Here is a 15,813-nt window from a genome sequence, read left to right as displayed (position 1 = left end):
CGGCGATTCGGGGGCGGCGGTAGCCGGGAGAGAGGGAGCTGGCGCCACACCCCTCAGTGTCGTCCTGGCGAAAGCCAGGACCCATTACCCCAGGGAGAAGTTTGGCGAAGGCTGGAGGTTGGTACGTTCGCCGGTGTCGATACCGCGTGCTCTTGATAGATCACGCGGTATGGGTCTTGGCTTTCGCCAGGACGACGATAAGAGACAGGGGCGCCCGGCCTTCGCCGGGACGACATTGGGGCTTACCCCTGTGCCCGCAGCTTCTCCGCCGCCTTCGGTGCGAAATAACTCAGCACGCCGTCGGCGCCGGCGCGCTTGAAGGCGAGCAGGCTCTCCATCATGGCGCGGTCGCCGTCGAGCCAGCCGTTGTTGGCGGCGGCCGCGATCATCGCGTATTCGCCGGACACTTGGTAGGCGAAGGTCGGCATCGCGAACGTGTCCTTCACGCGGCGGACGACGTCGAGATAGGGCATGCCGGGCTTGACCATCACCATGTCGGCGCCCTCGGCGATGTCGAGCTCGACCTCGCGCAACGCCTCGTCGGTGTTGGCGCTGTCCATCTGGTAGGTGCGCTTGTCGCCGGTGAGCGTCTTGGCCGAGCCAATGGCGTCGCGGAACGGGCCGTAGAAGGCGGAGGCGTATTTTGCGGCATAGGCCATGATCTGCACGTCAAGCAGACCGGTGCGATCCAGGCCCTCGCGGATCGCGGCGACGCGGCCGTCCATCATGTCGGAGGGCGCGATGATGTCGCAGCCGGCTTCGGCCTGCACCAGGGCCTGACGCACCAGCACGGCGACCGTCTCGTCGTTCAGGATCTTGCCGTCGGAGATCAGGCCGTCATGGCCGTGGCTGGTGAAGGGATCGAGCGCGACGTCGCAGAGAATGCCGATCTCCGGAAACTCCTTCTTGATCGCGCGGACCGCCTGGCAGACCAGATTGTTCGGGTTGGTGGCTTCCGAGCCCTCCTCGTCGCGCAGAGACGGCTCGGTATAGGGAAACAGCGCGAGGCAGGGGATGGTGAGCTTCATCGCGCGCTCGGCGTCGCGCACGGCCTGGTCGACGCTGAGACGCTCGACGCCCGGCATCGAGGCGATCTGCTCGCGCTTGTTGTTGCCGTCGATCAGGAACAGCGGCCAGATCAGATCGTCGGTCGTGAGCACGTTCTCGCGCACCATGCGCCGGGCCCATTCGGCCTTGCGGTTGCGGCGCGGGCGGACGGTCAGATCGAGGGCAGGGGAGGCCCCAGTGCCATCCCGGCGCGAGACCTCGCGCAATTCGATCGGACGTCCGTATTTGATCGCCATCACTCTTCCTCCGGCTGGAATTATTCTTATACCAGCTCGCATGGTTCCCGTCACCGCGGCTTGACGTGCCGCAAAAGATGGCAGCCGATTGATTTTGCGGGGCAAAGCAGCCAGAAGGGGGCATGTCCGAGATCTCCACCCGCGATGCGGCCCGCGACAGTGCCAGGGACGCCGTTCGAGACAATGCCAGAGACAGCGCAATGTCGGTGGCGGCGATCTCGTCGGAGCGGGCTGAATCCGACGATAATGTCTGGACGCGCCGGCTCGTGCTGTTCCTGCGGGTGATGGCGCTGCTCTCGATCCTCAAGGGCCTCTATCATTGGGCGCAGGTGACGGGCTTCGTCGGCGGCGAGGACGAGGCCTTCGAGAACCAGTCGATGGCGTGGCAGGCCTCGACCATCTACTTCGCTGTGATCGAACTCGTTGCAGCGGTTGGCCTCTGGCTCGCCACACCCTGGGGCGCGGTGGTGTGGCTCACGACCGTGGTGTCGATGGCGGTGATCGAGCTGATGTTCCCGGGCATCTACGGCGGCAGCCTGGTCGTGGTCGGGGTCGAAGCCTTCATGCTGGCTGCCTATCTCGCACTGGCCTGGATGGCCGCACGCGAACGGCCGCCATAGCAAACTCTCGTGCCCCGGCTCTGCGCGCCGCTTCGCTGTGCTGGTCCGGGACACGAGAATGTCGCGCTTGGTTGACGGTTGGTTGCGTAAAATTCGACGTAAGTTTTCGCTAACCAGCGTGTTCCGCCACAGCTCTTACGCGGCCGTTTCGAAACGGGGCGGGGCTGTTCTGGAATGCGACAATCGGGGCGGACGGAGGGTGAACAGGACCTTGCGAGAGTCAACAGACTATTGCGAAAAGTGCTTGTGGCACAGGCTTAATCCGCAATTCACTGTCTTAAATTCATGATCTCTTTATTCTCTTATTTAAGCCGATCTTCAAACGAGCCCCTTAAGTTGCACCTATCAGACGGGACACAAGTTTCGTCGAATGAGTGTCGATAAAAACGACAACAGGGGAAGTGTCATGATGAAAGCCGTCGCAACTGCGGCAGATACCGCAGAGCGCGTCTCCGGCCAGCAGGGTTCGGTGCAGACGCTCTATCTGGAAGCTTTGACTCTGGTGGAGCGGCTGCATCGCCGGCTGCTCGACGTCATCAAGGACGAGTTCGATCGCCGCGGTCGTGCGGACATCAACTCGGTGCAGGCGCTCCTGCTCTACAACATCGGCGACAAGGAGCTGACCGCGGGCGAACTGCGCACGCGCGGTTATTACCTCGGCTCCAACGTCTCCTACAATCTGAAGAAGCTCGTCGAGCTCGGCTTCCTTGACCATCAGCGCTCGCGCGTTGATCGCCGCTCGGTGCGCATCCGCCTGACGCCGCAGGGCCAGGAAGTTCGCCGCATCGTCGACTCGCTCTACCAGAAGCACGTCAAGACGGTCGAGCAGGTCGGCGGCATCTCGGGCGAGGAGTTCTCGACCCTGAACAAGTCGCTGCACCGCCTCGAGCGGTTCTGGACCGACCAGATCCTGTATCGTCTCTGAGCTCTTTCGACGGGATTTGGCCAAGCCGGCCCACAACAAGACCGGCAAGCCTCCCGAACGTGCCTGAGCTTCCCCAAGCGCGCCGGCCCGGCTGTGTCCGGACCGGTGCGTTTTTATTTCGCGGTTGCGAAAAAATTCCCCGACACCAGGGAACGAGTTCCCGGTTCGATGCTTATCTCCTCCGGATCGGAGGCTGACGATGCTGGTCGAGCGTGGCGTTGGGGTGATGAACGTGGAACTCGTGAGCGAGGCCTACGCCATCGCCGCGAACTATCTTCGCCGCTCCGGCGCGATCCGGGACACCCTCGTCACCGACCAACGCCTGCTCGAGATCGTCATCAAGCTGCTCCAGCTCGGCGAATTCAACAAGATCAGGTTGGCCAACAAGGCCATCGTGAGGTTCGAGGCGCAGTCCGAGGCCAAAGCGGTTGCCTGATCTCAACTCCCAAACGCGGCAAGAACCAGAGGGTGCCATGGAAGCTGCCATCGACCGGATCATGCATACCTATGACCTGCTCGCCAACCGCACGTCTGCGGCGAGCGCGGAGGCGCGGGAAAAGGTGACGAACTACCTCAACACGTTGATGGAAGCCGGCGAGAAGGACACCCACAGGTTGACGGTTTGCGGCCTGACCTATCTGCGGCAGCTCGACGGCAGCGTGGACCACGTGAAGGCGGGGTATACCGGGCTTTAGAGCTCGGCCGGCCAGTCAGACGGTCGCACCGCGCGGCGTTTCGAGCCCAAAGCGGGCCTTCCCGGACCTTTCGGGAGCATTGGACGACCGGATGCCGGCCGGTCGTCCAAATTTCCAATCCCACCATATCTTGCATAAATCACAGGCCCGACCCGCAAACCCTTGGCCTGTTGCGGGCAATGTGGTAGATCGCGCACGCCGCTTCCGATCGCCACACCAGACCCGCCCGTAGCCCGCCAAAAGGCTGCGGCGGTGGAGATATTCGCAAGATGACCTTCGCCAAAACCGCCTCCGCGCCCGATTCGTTTTTCACCGCCTCGCTCGAGCAGGCTGACCCGGAAATCGCAGCCGCCATCAAGGGCGAGCTCGGCCGCCAGCGTCACGAGGTCGAGCTGATCGCCTCCGAGAACATCGTCAGCCGTGCCGTGCTGGAAGCGCAGGGTTCGGTGATGACCAACAAATATGCGGAAGGCTATCCGGGCGCGCGTTACTACGGCGGTTGTGAGTGGGTCGACGTCGCCGAGAACCTTGCGATCGATCGCGCCAAGAAGCTGTTCGGCGCCAACTTTGCCAACGTGCAGCCGAACTCCGGCAGCCAGATGAACCAGGCGGTGTTTCTGGCGCTGCTCCAGCCCGGCGACACCTTCATGGGCCTCGATCTTGCGGCCGGCGGCCATCTCACCCACGGCTCCCCCGTCAACATGAGTGGCAAGTGGTTCAAGGCCGCGCACTACACCGTGCGCCGCGAGGACCAGATCATCGACATGGACGCGGTCGCCAAGCAGGCGGAGGAGGTCAAGCCGAAGCTGATCGTGGCCGGCGGCTCGGCTTATTCGCGCGCCTGGGACTTCAAGCGCTTCCGCGAGATCGCGGACAGCGTCGGCGCGTACCTGCTGGTCGACATGGCGCACTTCGCTGGTCTCGTCGCCGGCGGCGTGCATGCCTCGCCGGTGCCTCACGCGCACATCACCACCACCACGACCCACAAATCGCTGCGCGGTCCGCGCGGCGGCCTGATGCTGTGGAATGACGAGGCGCTGACCAAGAAATTCAACTCGGCGATCTTCCCGGGCCTGCAGGGCGGCCCCCTGATGCATGTGATCGCGGCGAAGGCAGTCGCCTTTGCCGAGGCGCTGCGGCCGGACTTCAAGGTCTATGCCAAGAACGTCGTCGAGAACGCCAAGGCGCTGGCCGAAGCGATGAAGAGCCACGGGTTCGACATTGTCTCAGGCGGCACCGATAACCATCTGATGCTCGTCGACCTCAGGCCGAAGGGCCTGAAGGGCAACGCCTCGGAGAAGGCGCTGGTTCGCGCCGCCATCACCTGCAACAAGAACGGCATTCCTTTCGACCCCGAGTCGCCGTTTGTCACCTCCGGTATTCGTCTGGGGACGCCAGCGGCGACCACCCGCGGTTTCGGCGTCGCTGAATTCCAGCAGGTCGCCAGCATGATCGCCGAAGTCCTCAACGCGATCGCGCAATCTTCCGACGGCAAGGCGCCGCTGGTGGAAGCCGCGATCAAGGAACGGGTCAAGGCGCTCACCGACCGTTTCCCGATCTATCAGTAAGGCTCAAGAAAACCGGTCAAGGTCAACGGATGCGCTGCCCGAACTGCAACAGTCTCGATACGCAGGTGAAGGACTCGCGTCCGACCGAGGACTCTTCCGTGATCCGCAGGCGGCGCGTGTGCGTCGCCTGCAATTTCCGCTTCACCACCTTCGAGCGCGTGCAGCTGCGCGAGCTCACGGTGATCAAGCGCAACGGCCGCCGCGTTCCGTTCGACCGCGACAAGCTGATGCGCTCGGTGTCGATCAGCTTGCGCAAGCGGCAGGTCGAGCCGGAAAGGGTGGAGAAGATGGTCTCCACCATCGTGCGCGAGCTCGAGACCGGGGGCGAGGCTGAAATCTCCTCGGAGGTGATCGGCGAGACCGTGATGGAGCATCTGCGCACGCTCGACGACGTCGCGTATGTCCGCTTCGCCTCGGTCTACCGCAATTTCCGCGAGGCCAAGGATTTCGCCGACGTGCTCGGCGAGCTCTCCGGTGAGGAGGAAGCGCGGCTCGCCGCGATCCGCAAATGATCTTCCGCATCCTGGAGGATCAATTCGCGCAGAAGGCGCGCGAGTCCAGGGATGCCGACCGGCGCTTCATGGAGCTTGCGCTGGCGCTCGGCAGGCGCGGGCAGGGACGGACCTGGCCCAATCCCGCCGTCGGCGCCATCATCGTCAAGGACGGCGTGATCGTCGGCCGCGGCTGGACCCAGCCTGGTGGACGGCCGCATGGCGAGCCTGAAGCGCTGCGGCTCGCAGGCGATGCCGCGCGCGGCGCCACGCTCTACGTCACGCTGGAGCCGTGCTCGCATTTCGGCAAGTCGCCACCTTGTGCCGACGCGGTGATCGCCGCCGGCATCAAGCGGGTGGTGGCCGCGATCGAGGATCCCAATCCAGAAGTCGCAGGTCAAGGCCACGCACGCCTGCGCGCGGCCGGCATCATGGTGGATGTGGGTCTGTGCGCGCGCGAAGCCGCCTTCGACCACGCCGGGCATTTCCGTCGCATCAGGGATTACCGCCCGCATGTGATCCTGAAGCTCGCGGTCTCGCCCGACGGCAAGATCGGCGCGGCCGGGGGCAAGCCGGTCGCGATCACCGGCGAAGCGGCGCGCGACCGGGTGCACCTCCTGCGCGCCTCGAGCGACGCCATCCTGGTCGGCATCGGCACGGTGCTTGCGGACGATCCGCAGCTCGACTGCCGCCTGCCGGGCATGGCCGCGCGCTCGCCGGTGCGCGTGGTACTCGATCAGAGCCTGCGCATTCCCGGCGCGAGCAGGCTCGTGGGCTCCGCGCGCGAGATTCCGCTCTGGGTGGTGGGTTCTGAGCTCGCGGAGGCCGCGGCCGCCACGCGGCTCGGTGCCGCCGGCGCCCAGGTGATCCGCGTGCCACCCGGCAACGCCTCGGGACTCGATCTTGCGGCCGTGCTGCATGCGCTGGCGGAGAAGGGCATCACGCGGCTGATGGTCGAGGGCGGCAGCCGCGTCGCGGCGTCCTTTATCGCCGCCGACCTCGTTGACGAGATCTGGCTGTTCCGCGGCGCGGAGGCGGTGGGCGTCGACGGGGTGGATGCGCTCGCTGCATTGCCCCTGTCGAAAATCACGCAGTCGCAGGCTTACAAGGTTCATGCTAGCGAGAGCTTCGACAAGGATACTCTCACCATCTACGAGCGCGCGTAATGTTCACCGGCATTGTCACCGATATCGGCGAGATCGTCGGCTTCACGCCGACGGCGCAGGGCCAGTTGCACCGGCTGCGCATCGCCTGCCGCTACGACCAGACCACCATTGCCGACGGCGCCTCGATCGCCTGCAACGGCGTCTGCCTGACGGTGGTTGCGTCCGGCGTCGAAGGCGGCAAAGACTCTGCTCAAAGAACCTGGTTCGACGTCGATGCCGCGGCCGAGACGCTGGCGCTGACGACCGCCAAGCACTGGAGGGTCGGCACCAGGCTCAATCTCGAGCGTGCGCTCAAGATCGGCGATGAGCTTGGCGGGCATATCGTCGCCGGCCATGCCGATGGCATCGCGACCCTCGTCAGCCGCGAGGACCTGCCCGACATGGCGCGGTTCGAACTCTCCACGACGCGGGAGCTGGCGCGGTTCATCGCGACCAAGGGTTCGATCACGCTCGACGGCGTCTCGCTGACGGTAAATACGGTGAAGGACGTGAGCTTTTCGGTGCTGATCATCCCGCACACCCTGACGGTCACGACGATCGGCGGCTGGAAGGCGGGGAATACGGTCAATATCGAGGTCGATCTGATGGCCCGCTATGCGGCGCGGCTGACGGAAATGACATAGGCGCGGCGAAGCCCATGGAGGCGGTGGTGTCGACGGCTCCAGAGCATTCGGAATTTTCACGACCCGCCGCGCGCGATGCACGGACGATCGCACGTATCCTGCGGGTCAACCATGCTGGCGAGTTTGGGGCCGTCAGGATCTATTCGGCGCAGCTCTGGATGGCCAGACACTTCGTCCCGGATTGCTGTCCTGCCCTCGCGGAAATGCTGCAGGACGAGCGTAATCATTGCGCGATTTTCCGAGCGGCAATGCCACCGCGCAACTCGCGGCCGTGCCGGGTCATGCAATTGTGGAGCTGCGGTGGCTGGGCGCTGGGATTCTTGACCGCCTGTCTCGGCCGCACCGGAATATGGGCCTGCACGGCGGCCGTCGAGGCTGCGGTTCACCGCCATCTCGACGATCAGCTTTATTTCCTCGCAGCGCGCGATCCAGAACTGTATCGCGTGATCCTATCGATCAGGGCCGAGGAGCTCGCGCATCTCAGGCATGCTGAGGATAGTTTGCGGGAGAGGCGGGCGAATTTGCGCCTGTTGCGCGATGTCATTTCCGTCCTGACCGATATGCTGATCTGGTTGTCGACATGGGGCGATTCAACGCGTATGGCCCGTGCATTGAAAGCGGCCGAGACCGGGTCCATCTGAGGACTTCGCTGAGCCATTTTGCCCGACTTCCTGCTTGGAATTGACGGTTCGGGCGACTACAAAGACTTCAAATTTCCGGCCGCCGCTGCTGCGACTGTCGATAAACTCCAACGGATCGAGCAATGGCAGACGCGCGGCGCGCACCCCTGAAGGACCAGACCGACATCTCCGGCGCGCGCGCGCTGATTGTCGAGGCGCGGTTCTACGACGATCTCCAGGACGCGATGCTGGAAGGCGCGGTGGCCGAGCTGAAGGCGGCCGGTCTGACCCACGACGTCATCACGGTTCCCGGCGCACTGGAGATTCCTGCGGCGATCGCCATCGCGATCGATTCCGCGGCCGCCAATGGCAAGCCGTATGACGCCGCGATCGCGCTCGGCTGCGTGATCCGTGGCGACACCATCCATTTCGAGATCGTCTCGCAGGAATCCTCGCGCGCGCTGATGGACCTGGCGGTGGCGCGCAAGCTGCCGCTCGGCAACGGCATCCTCACCGTCAACACCGAGGCGCAGGCCTGGGCGCGGGCGCGCGCCAGCGAGCTGAACAAGGGCGGCGACGCCGCGCGGGCCGCGATTGCGATGCTGCGCATAAAGCGCCGGCTGGCGCGGGCTTGATCATGGCCGATAACAACAAGAAGCCGCCGGTTGGCACGGAGAAGAAGGCGAATCGGCGCGGTGCGGCGCGGCTCGCAGCCGTCCAGGCGCTGTACCAGATGGATATCGGCGGTGCCGGCATCAACGACATTTTTGCGGAGTTCGAGAGCCACTGGCTCGGCAACGAGGTCGAGGGCGACACATATCTCCCTGCGGAAGCGGCGTTCTTCCGCGACGTCGTCTCCGGCGTCGTGCGCGACCAGAAGAAGCTCGATCCGCTGATCGACGAGGCGCTGTCGAAGGGCTGGCCGTTGAAGCGCATCGAAGCGATCCTGCGCGCGGTGCTGCGGGCAGGGGCCTACGAATTGGAACACCGCAAGGACGTGCCGGGCCGCGTCGTCGTCTCCGAATATGTCGACGTCGCCAATGCCTTCGTCGACCGCGAGGAGACCGGCATGGTCAACGCGGTGCTCGACCAGATCGGCCGCCAGTTTCGCGGTGACGAGTTCGGGCGGGGGTAGATTGAGACGCAGGGCGGTGAATTGATGCGATGTGGCTGCCCCATATTCCGCTGTCATCACCCGCGAAGGCGGGTGCTCCAGTACGCCGCGGCGGTGGTGCTTGAGCAGAGGCGGCTCGGCGTACTGGATCGCCCGGTCAAGCCGGGCGATGACAGCGATGTATGTGGCGGACGCTAATGACCAGCCCGCACAATCCCTCCGCCGAAGACTCCCTCATCGCGCGCTATTTCAAGCCGCTGGCGACTGATCCCGGCGCGTTGGGGCTGGTGGACGATGCCGCCATCCTGCAGGCGCTCGGCAGCGATATCGTCGTCACCACCGACGCGGTGGTGGAGGGCGTGCATTATCTTGCCACCGATCCGCCCGATACCATCGCGCGCAAGGCGCTGCGGGTGAACCTGTCCGATCTCGCTGCCAAGGGGGCCGTGCCGGCCGGCTTCGTGCTGACACTGGCGCTGCGCAGCAAGGAAGACGCCTGGCTCAGGCCGTTCGCGGACGCGCTCGGCGAGGATGCGAAAACCTTCGCCTGTCCGCTGCTCGGCGGCGACACGGTGTCGACGCCGGGGCCGCAGATGATCTCGATCACCGCCTTTGGCCGCGTGCCGCAGGGGCGGATGGTCGGCCGCACCGGCGCCCAACCGGGCGACCGTATTCTGGTGACGGGAACGATCGGCGACGCCGCGCTTGGCCTCGATGTGCTCAAGGGCGGCGCGGTGGCGAATGCGCTGGCCTCCGATTCGCACGCGCGCGAGACTCTGATCTCGCGCTATCGCGTGCCGCAGCCCCGCAATGCTCTCGCGCAAGGCGTGCGTGAGCATGCGACGGCTGCGATGGATGTCTCCGACGGGCTGGCCGGAGATCTGACCAAGCTCTGTGCGGCGTCAGGCGTCTCGGCCACGATCGACGTGACCAGCGTGCCGCTCTCGGCAGCAGCCGCCGGCCTGATCGCGGGCAAGGTCGTTGGCGTCGAGACGCTGCTGGCCGGGGGTGACGATTACGAGGTGCTGTGCACCGTTCCGCCGGCGCAAGGTGACGCACTGATTGCCTTGGGGCGGGCGGCAGGCCTTGCCGTCACGGCGATCGGCACGATCGTCGCGGGCCATGAGCGGCCGCGCTTCCTGGACGGGCAGGGCCAGGAGCTGGTCTTGAAGCGACTGTCCTACAGCCACTTCTAGGAAATGCTCCAAACCGGCGTCCGGGCTGCCAAGACCGGCTAAATACCTGCCGAGATCGGCTTTTCGGCCTTATCTGGCGTTGCACCCTCAATTTGATTTTGGCAAGGTCGTGACCGACTAAGGCCGCGCCTTCGGGCAAGGGGCGGCCTTTTTCAAATCAAGGCGCCGCACCGCACGACGGAAAAACAAAAGGCGCCGGGGGTACGTTCATCAAGGATCTGAGGCAAAAAATCACATGACAGCATTATGGTTGATTGTGCTCTGCGGAGTGCTTTCCGTCGTCTACGCGATCTGGGCGACGTCTTCAGTGTTGAGCGCGGATGCGGGGTCTCCGCGCATGCAGGAAATCGCGGCAGCGGTGCGCGAAGGCGCACAGGCCTACCTGCGGCGTCAATACACCACGATCGGTATGGTCGGCATCGTCATCTTCGTGCTGCTTGCCTATTTCCTGGGGCTCTATGTCGCGATCGGTTTTGCCATCGGCGCGATCCTGTCGGGGGCGGCCGGGTTCATCGGCATGAACGTCTCGGTCCGCGCCAATGTGCGCACCGCCCAGGCGGCGACGACGTCGCTCGCGGGTGGTCTCGAGCTTGCCTTCAAGGCGGGCGCCATCACCGGCATGCTGGTGGCGGGTCTCGCGCTGCTCGGCGTGACCCTCTATTTCGGCTTCCTGGTCCATTCGCTGAAGCTTGCGCCTGACAGCCGCGTCGTCATCGACGCCATGGTGGCGCTCGGCTTCGGCGCCTCGCTGATCTCGATCTTTGCCCGTCTCGGCGGCGGCATCTTCACCAAGGGTGCGGACGTCGGCGGCGACCTCGTCGGAAAGGTCGAGGCCGGCATTCCCGAGGACGATCCGCGCAACCCGGCCACCATCGCCGACAACGTCGGCGACAATGTCGGCGACTGCGCTGGCATGGCCGCCGACCTGTTCGAAACCTATGCGGTGACCGCGGTCGCCACCATGGTCCTGGCGGCGATCTTCTTCGCCAAGACGCCGATCCTCGCCGACATGATGACGCTGCCGCTCGCCATCGGCGGCATCTGCATCATCACCTCGATCATCGGCACCTTCTTCGTGAAGCTCGGGCCGAGCCAGTCGATCATGGGCGCGCTTTACAAGGGCCTGATCGCAACCGGCGTCCTGTCGCTGGTCGGCATTGCCGGCGTGATCTATTACCTGATCGGCTTCGGCAAGCTCGCCGGCGTCGACTATACCGGCATGGCGCTGTTCGAGTGCGGCGTGGTCGGCCTCGCCGTCACCGCGCTGATCATCTGGATCACCGAATACTACACCGGCACCGACTATCGTCCGGTGAAGTCGATCGCCCAGGCCTCCGTGACCGGCCACGGCACCAACGTGATCCAGGGCCTCGCCATCTCGATGGAATCGACCGCGCTACCCGCGCTCGTGATCATCGCCGGCATCCTGGTCACCCACAGCCTCGCCGGCCTGTTCGGCATCGCGATCGCGACCGCCACGATGCTGGCGCTCGCCGGCATGGTCGTCGCGCTCGACGCGTTCGGTCCGGTCACCGACAACGCCGGCGGCATTGCCGAGATGGCAGGCCTGCCGAAGGAGGTTCGCAAATCGACCGACGCGCTCGACGCGGTCGGCAACACCACCAAGGCGGTGACCAAGGGCTACGCGATCGGCTCCGCCGGTCTCGGCGCCCTGGTGCTGTTCGCGGCCTACAACGAGGATCTCAAGTTCTTCATTGCGGACTCCGCGCACCACGCCTACTTCGCCGGCGTCAAACCGGACTTCTCGCTCAACAACCCCTACGTCGTGGTGGGCCTGTTGTTCGGCGGGCTCTTGCCGTATCTGTTCGGCGCGATGGGCATGACCGCCGTGGGCCGCGCGGCGAGCGCGATCGTCGAGGAGGTCCGCCGACAATTCCGCGAGAAGCCGGGCATTATGCAAGGCACCGACAAGCCGGATTACGGCAAGGCGGTCGACCTTTTGACCAAGGCGGCGATCAAGGAAATGATCATCCCCTCGCTGCTTCCGGTGCTGTCACCGATCTTCGTCTACTTCGTGATCTATGCGATCGCGGGGGGCGGGGCGGCCGGCAAGTCGGCGGCGTTCTCGGCCGTGGGCGCGATGCTGCTCGGCGTGATCGTGACGGGCCTGTTCGTCGCGATCTCCATGACCTCGGGCGGCGGCGCCTGGGACAACGCCAAGAAGTACATCGAGGACGGTCATTTCGGCGGCAAGGGCAGTGACGCCCACAAGGCGGCCGTGACCGGCGACACCGTCGGCGATCCCTACAAGGACACGGCCGGCCCGGCGGTGAACCCGATGATCAAGATCACGAACATCGTTGCCTTGCTGCTGCTGGCGATCCTGGCGCACTGAGGTAGACATTGCTGAACAAAGACCCCGCGGCGCAGGCCTGCGGGGTCTTTCTTTGCGTGCATGCCGGGGCCGCCGCATCATCCGAACATGGAACCCGCCCGGCGGGACGTGGACTGCAACAATCCGGTCATCAGGGCCATCCATCGATGCCGAGAGCGTAAGCCGCCCGAAAATGTGCATCCTATGCGTGCGACGCATTTAAGGTTGCTTAACCGGCCGAGCTCTAGAAATACGAGAGATTGTCGGCGGCATTTTAGCGAGTTCCGCAGCACGCGTGGGGATGCTCCGCGCGCGAGGCGCGCTCTCGGTATGTTCAGGGGTTCGCTGCTTGCCGCCCGCACGAGGGAGGTTTCCATTGCCTGCACGGCCTGTGAACGAGATTGAACGGGCATTGATGGCGCATCCGGGCGTGGCGGATGCATTCTTCAGCGCCGAGCCTGGCCACGGCGGCCAGTCCGAGGTCGCTTTCATCGCAATTGACCCCGATTATCTGAGCGCCGGCAAGGCGAAGCGTCTTCAGGCCGAGACAGATCGCAGAGTTGCGCAATGGCGTCGCGCTTTCGATCAAGCGTATCGCCATGATGCCGATGGTGTTGTGCCGTCATTCGTCGGTTGGACCAGCAACTTCACCAACAGGCCCATTCCCGAACCCGACATGATCGATTGGCTGGATCATACGGTCCTGCAGATTCGTGCTCTTGGTGCAAGGCGGGTATTGGAGATCGGATGCGGCGTCGGCTTGCTCGTCGAAAAGCTCGCGCCCGGCTGTGACGTATATTGCGGCACCGACCTCTCGCCGGTAGCGGTTCAGCGGCTGCGTGCGTTCGCACAGTCGAAGCCCGAGCTTCGGCATGTCGAATTTCTCGAGCGGGAAGCCACCGATTTGAGCGGCTTGTCGCTGAATTCGTTCGATGCAGTGGTGCTCAACTCGGTCGTGCAATACTTTCCCGGCATCGAATACCTGCACGCAGTCTTGGAGCAAGCCGCGGGCCTGGTGGCTCCTGGGGGGCGCATCTTCGTCGGCGACGTTCGTAACCTCGAGCTCCTGCCGGTGTTCCATCGCGAAGTTCAATCCGCGAAAGTTTCGAGTGCCATCGATGCCGCACTCGCGCGAAAGATCTTCCTGTCGATCGCCCAGGAGCGCGAGTTGGTGATCCATCCCCGCTATTTTCAGGGCATTTCCGGATCCATCTCGCGGATATCGGGTGCGGAAATCCTGCTCAAGCGCGGATCAAGCTACGAGCTGACCCGCTATCGCTATGACGTGGTGCTGCGTGTCGATCGCGAAGCTGCTTCAGCTGGCAGCGAGAACAGCAGCCTCGTGCCCGACATGAACCAGGGAGCAAGTGAGGGCAGGCCGCTGGCGACCGATCCGATGGCCGCCGCGTTCCTTCAGCATCTCGGCATGGAGCTCGGGGGCGTGTTGCAGGCCCAGTTTCCGGAGGCGAGATTGCCCGCGGCCGTGATCGCGCTCAACCAGCGAGATTTTGCCGAGATCGTGCAGGCCTCGTCGAACGCGCCGGGCGATCCCGGCGACAATGAAATGATCGAGGCGTCGGTATGACCGCCCATAATCTGGCTCTGCATTTCGAAGAGGTCGTTGCGTCCTCGCCGGACGTCGTCGCCCTGTACTGCGAAGGCGATAGCTTTGCCTTTTCGGAGCTCAACCAGTTGGCAAACCGGTTGGCGCGCTGGTTGACATCGCGGGGCGTCAACAAGGGCGCCGTGGTGTGCCTTGAATTGCCGAAAATCGCCGAGGCCTATGCGCTCGCGATCGCCTGCATCAAGATCGGAGCACCCTATGCGTTCCTCGATCCCGCGGCCCCCGAGGAACGTACCCGGCTGATGCTGGAGCGATGCCGGCCCGCGCTGATCGTCAGCGTGCGCGAGGGTGCTGGACCGCGGACATTGATCGGCGATGCAAGTGCCCGGGCTGCCTTGCATCATGCCCTGTCGCAGCTTGAAGACGACAATCTGCCGCTGACGTCCTTGATCACCGGGGCCGATCCGGCCTATGTCATGTTCACCTCGGGATCGACGGGCGAACCGAAGGGCGCGGTCATCCCCCATCAAGGGGTGCTTCACCTGGTCGCCTGGGCGAAGAACGATCTTGGAATTGGACCCGGTGACCGGCTGACGAATGTCAACCCGATCTATTTCGACAATTCGGTCTTCGACATCTATGCCGGCTTGCTGAACGGAGCGGCGGTTGTCGCGCTGGACGCGCTGAAGGGGCGGCCCCCCGCAGAGCTGGTGTCGGAGATCACCAAGCATCAGTGCACGTTCTTCTTCGCCGTGCCGACCCTCTTCATGTTCCTGGACTCCATGCACCTTCTGAGCCCGGATTGGCTGCCGAGCATCAGCCGGTTCATGTTCGGCGGTGAGGGGTTTCCGCTGGCCCGGCTTCGTCGGTTCCACGACGCGTTTGCCGGCAAGGCGAAGCTGATCAATTGCTACGGGCCGACCGAGACGAGCTGTATTTGCAGTGGTTTCGAGATCGTCGAATCCGTTTTCGAGACCACGGACGGGCTGGCTCCTCTGGGACGGCTCAATCCCAATTTCAGCTACCGGATTCTGGACGAAGAGATGAAGCCGGTGCCCGGGGGCACCGCCGGCGAGTTGTGGCTGGGAGGCCCTGGGGTAGGGCTCGGCTACATCAACAACCCGCAAGAGACGGCCCGCCGTTTCTGTCAGGACCCTCTAATCGACGGCTATCGGTCGATCCTCTATCGGAGCGGCGACCTCGTGGAGGCCGACGTTGAAACCGGCGTCCTGCGCTTCCGCGGTCGCGCGGATAATCAGGTCAAGCTTCGGGGGTATCGGGTCGAGCTGGAGGAGATCGACCACGCGCTGATGGCGTGCAGGGGAATAACCCGTGCGCTTGCCGTGGTGCAGCGCGACGCCAGTGGTGCCAGTCGGCTGCTGGCCGCGTATTCGGGTGCAAGAATGGCGGAAAGCGATCTGCGCCAGCACTGCGCGGCGCACCTTCCCGCCTACATGGTGCCGGGCCGATTCATCTGGATGGAAGACATTCCCATCAACGCCAATGGCAAGGCGGACCGGCGCTCCGTGGTGTCACTGCTTGGCGAAGCTGTTGCAAGGGCCTCTTAGATGCAACAGCTCGTCGTGATCGCG

At 64.4% G+C, this 15,813-nt stretch carries 16 protein-coding genes; 15 read left to right on the top strand and 1 reads right to left on the bottom strand.

Annotated features, from left to right (window positions below):
• Positions 1–242 precede the first annotated feature (242 nt).
• Positions 243–1,304, bottom strand: coding sequence for a porphobilinogen synthase (gene hemB / locus AC0L3A_RS21005; RefSeq protein WP_007603418.1), 1,062 nt, complete (start codon positions 1,302–1,304; stop codon positions 243–245).
• A gap of 122 nt (positions 1,305–1,426) precedes the next feature.
• Between hemB and AC0L3A_RS21000 the strand changes: the two genes are divergently transcribed.
• The 15 genes from AC0L3A_RS21000 to AC0L3A_RS20930 all read left to right on the top strand — a co-directional run bounded on the left by AC0L3A_RS21000 (position 1,427) and on the right by AC0L3A_RS20930 (position 15,789).
• On the top strand, positions 1,427–1,924 hold the full coding sequence (locus AC0L3A_RS21000; protein WP_007603419.1) for a DUF6163 family protein: 498 nt from the start codon (positions 1,427–1,429) through the stop codon (positions 1,922–1,924).
• Positions 1,925–2,330: 406 nt separating this feature from the next.
• The gene (gene ldtR, locus AC0L3A_RS20995) at positions 2,331–2,849 is read left to right on the top strand and encodes a transcriptional regulator LdtR (protein WP_007603420.1); all 519 of its coding nucleotides are present in this window, start codon (positions 2,331–2,333) and stop codon (positions 2,847–2,849) included.
• A 199-nt stretch (positions 2,850–3,048) separates the two neighbouring features.
• Complete coding sequence (locus AC0L3A_RS20990; RefSeq protein WP_007603422.1) at positions 3,049–3,285, top strand: hypothetical protein; 237 nt, start codon at positions 3,049–3,051, stop codon at positions 3,283–3,285.
• Positions 3,286–3,322: 37 nt separating this feature from the next.
• Positions 3,323–3,544: a hypothetical protein gene (locus AC0L3A_RS20985; RefSeq protein ID WP_473255118.1), complete on the top strand. Its 222-nt coding sequence runs from the start codon at positions 3,323–3,325 to the stop codon at positions 3,542–3,544.
• A gap of 269 nt (positions 3,545–3,813) precedes the next feature.
• Complete coding sequence (gene glyA, locus AC0L3A_RS20980) at positions 3,814–5,112, top strand: serine hydroxymethyltransferase (protein ID WP_007603425.1); 1,299 nt, start codon at positions 3,814–3,816, stop codon at positions 5,110–5,112.
• 29 nt (positions 5,113–5,141) lie between these two features.
• Positions 5,142–5,624 (top strand): transcriptional regulator NrdR, encoded by a 483-nt coding sequence (gene nrdR / locus AC0L3A_RS20975; protein WP_007603426.1) that lies wholly within the window; start codon positions 5,142–5,144, stop codon positions 5,622–5,624.
• Entirely contained in the window at positions 5,621–6,769 is a 1,149-nt protein-coding gene (gene ribD / locus AC0L3A_RS20970; RefSeq protein ID WP_473255117.1) for a bifunctional diaminohydroxyphosphoribosylaminopyrimidine deaminase/5-amino-6-(5-phosphoribosylamino)uracil reductase RibD, read from the top strand. The genes nrdR and ribD overlap by 4 nt, the downstream gene beginning before the upstream one ends.
• On the top strand, positions 6,769–7,392 hold the full coding sequence (locus tag AC0L3A_RS20965) for a riboflavin synthase (protein WP_473255116.1): 624 nt from the start codon (positions 6,769–6,771) through the stop codon (positions 7,390–7,392). The genes ribD and AC0L3A_RS20965 overlap by 1 nt, the downstream gene beginning before the upstream one ends.
• A 14-nt stretch (positions 7,393–7,406) precedes the next feature.
• A complete protein-coding gene (locus AC0L3A_RS20960; RefSeq protein WP_473255115.1) occupies positions 7,407–8,033 on the top strand; it encodes a demethoxyubiquinone hydroxylase family protein in 627 nt (208 codons plus the stop codon).
• Positions 8,034–8,155: 122 nt separating this feature from the next.
• Positions 8,156–8,647 carry a 6,7-dimethyl-8-ribityllumazine synthase gene (gene ribH, locus AC0L3A_RS20955; RefSeq protein WP_219685266.1) on the top strand — a complete coding sequence of 164 codons (492 nt, stop codon included), beginning with the start codon at positions 8,156–8,158 and terminating at the stop codon, positions 8,645–8,647.
• A 2-nt stretch (positions 8,648–8,649) separates the two neighbouring features.
• Positions 8,650–9,147, top strand: a complete 498-nt coding sequence (gene nusB, locus AC0L3A_RS20950) for a transcription antitermination factor NusB (protein WP_007603430.1) — start codon at positions 8,650–8,652, stop codon at positions 9,145–9,147.
• A 176-nt stretch (positions 9,148–9,323) separates the two neighbouring features.
• Positions 9,324–10,322 (top strand): thiamine-phosphate kinase, encoded by a 999-nt coding sequence (thiL, locus tag AC0L3A_RS20945; RefSeq protein ID WP_473255114.1) that lies wholly within the window; start codon positions 9,324–9,326, stop codon positions 10,320–10,322.
• Between the two features lie 235 nt (positions 10,323–10,557).
• Positions 10,558–12,678 carry a sodium-translocating pyrophosphatase gene (locus AC0L3A_RS20940; protein WP_219685265.1) on the top strand — a complete coding sequence of 707 codons (2,121 nt, stop codon included), beginning with the start codon at positions 10,558–10,560 and terminating at the stop codon, positions 12,676–12,678.
• 355 nt (positions 12,679–13,033) lie between these two features.
• Positions 13,034–14,242, top strand: a complete 1,209-nt coding sequence (locus tag AC0L3A_RS20935; protein WP_473255113.1) for a class I SAM-dependent methyltransferase — start codon at positions 13,034–13,036, stop codon at positions 14,240–14,242.
• The gene (locus tag AC0L3A_RS20930) at positions 14,239–15,789 is read left to right on the top strand and encodes an amino acid adenylation domain-containing protein (protein WP_473255112.1); all 1,551 of its coding nucleotides are present in this window, start codon (positions 14,239–14,241) and stop codon (positions 15,787–15,789) included. Before AC0L3A_RS20935 ends, AC0L3A_RS20930 begins: the two co-directional genes overlap by 4 nt.
• Positions 15,790–15,813 lie beyond the last annotated feature (24 nt).

It is taken from the genome of Bradyrhizobium sp. MI1.3 (assembly GCF_055811695.1).
The sequence above is the reverse complement of the archived record's forward strand: the minus strand, read 5'-3'. Positions and strand labels throughout refer to the sequence as shown.

Bases quoted from the DNA above. Each gene is read 5' to 3' on its own strand.
- hemB (WP_007603418.1), bottom strand. From the start codon at position 1,304: ATGGCGATCAAATACGGACGTCCGATCGAATTGCGCGAGGTCTCGCGC.
- AC0L3A_RS21000 (WP_007603419.1), top strand. From the start codon at position 1,427: ATGTCCGAGATCTCCACCCGCGATGCGGCCCGCGACAGTGCCAGGGAC.
- ldtR (WP_007603420.1), top strand. From the start codon at position 2,331: ATGATGAAAGCCGTCGCAACTGCGGCAGATACCGCAGAGCGCGTCTCC.
- AC0L3A_RS20990 (WP_007603422.1), top strand. From the start codon at position 3,049: ATGCTGGTCGAGCGTGGCGTTGGGGTGATGAACGTGGAACTCGTGAGC.
- AC0L3A_RS20985 (WP_473255118.1), top strand. From the start codon at position 3,323: ATGGAAGCTGCCATCGACCGGATCATGCATACCTATGACCTGCTCGCC.
- glyA (WP_007603425.1), top strand. From the start codon at position 3,814: ATGACCTTCGCCAAAACCGCCTCCGCGCCCGATTCGTTTTTCACCGCC.
- nrdR (WP_007603426.1), top strand. From the start codon at position 5,142: ATGCGCTGCCCGAACTGCAACAGTCTCGATACGCAGGTGAAGGACTCG.
- ribD (WP_473255117.1), top strand. From the start codon at position 5,621: ATGATCTTCCGCATCCTGGAGGATCAATTCGCGCAGAAGGCGCGCGAG.
- AC0L3A_RS20965 (WP_473255116.1), top strand. From the start codon at position 6,769: ATGTTCACCGGCATTGTCACCGATATCGGCGAGATCGTCGGCTTCACG.
- AC0L3A_RS20960 (WP_473255115.1), top strand. From the start codon at position 7,407: ATGGAGGCGGTGGTGTCGACGGCTCCAGAGCATTCGGAATTTTCACGA.
- ribH (WP_219685266.1), top strand. From the start codon at position 8,156: ATGGCAGACGCGCGGCGCGCACCCCTGAAGGACCAGACCGACATCTCC.
- nusB (WP_007603430.1), top strand. From the start codon at position 8,650: ATGGCCGATAACAACAAGAAGCCGCCGGTTGGCACGGAGAAGAAGGCG.
- thiL (WP_473255114.1), top strand. From the start codon at position 9,324: ATGACCAGCCCGCACAATCCCTCCGCCGAAGACTCCCTCATCGCGCGC.
- AC0L3A_RS20940 (WP_219685265.1), top strand. From the start codon at position 10,558: ATGACAGCATTATGGTTGATTGTGCTCTGCGGAGTGCTTTCCGTCGTC.
- AC0L3A_RS20930 (WP_473255112.1), top strand. From the start codon at position 14,239: ATGACCGCCCATAATCTGGCTCTGCATTTCGAAGAGGTCGTTGCGTCC.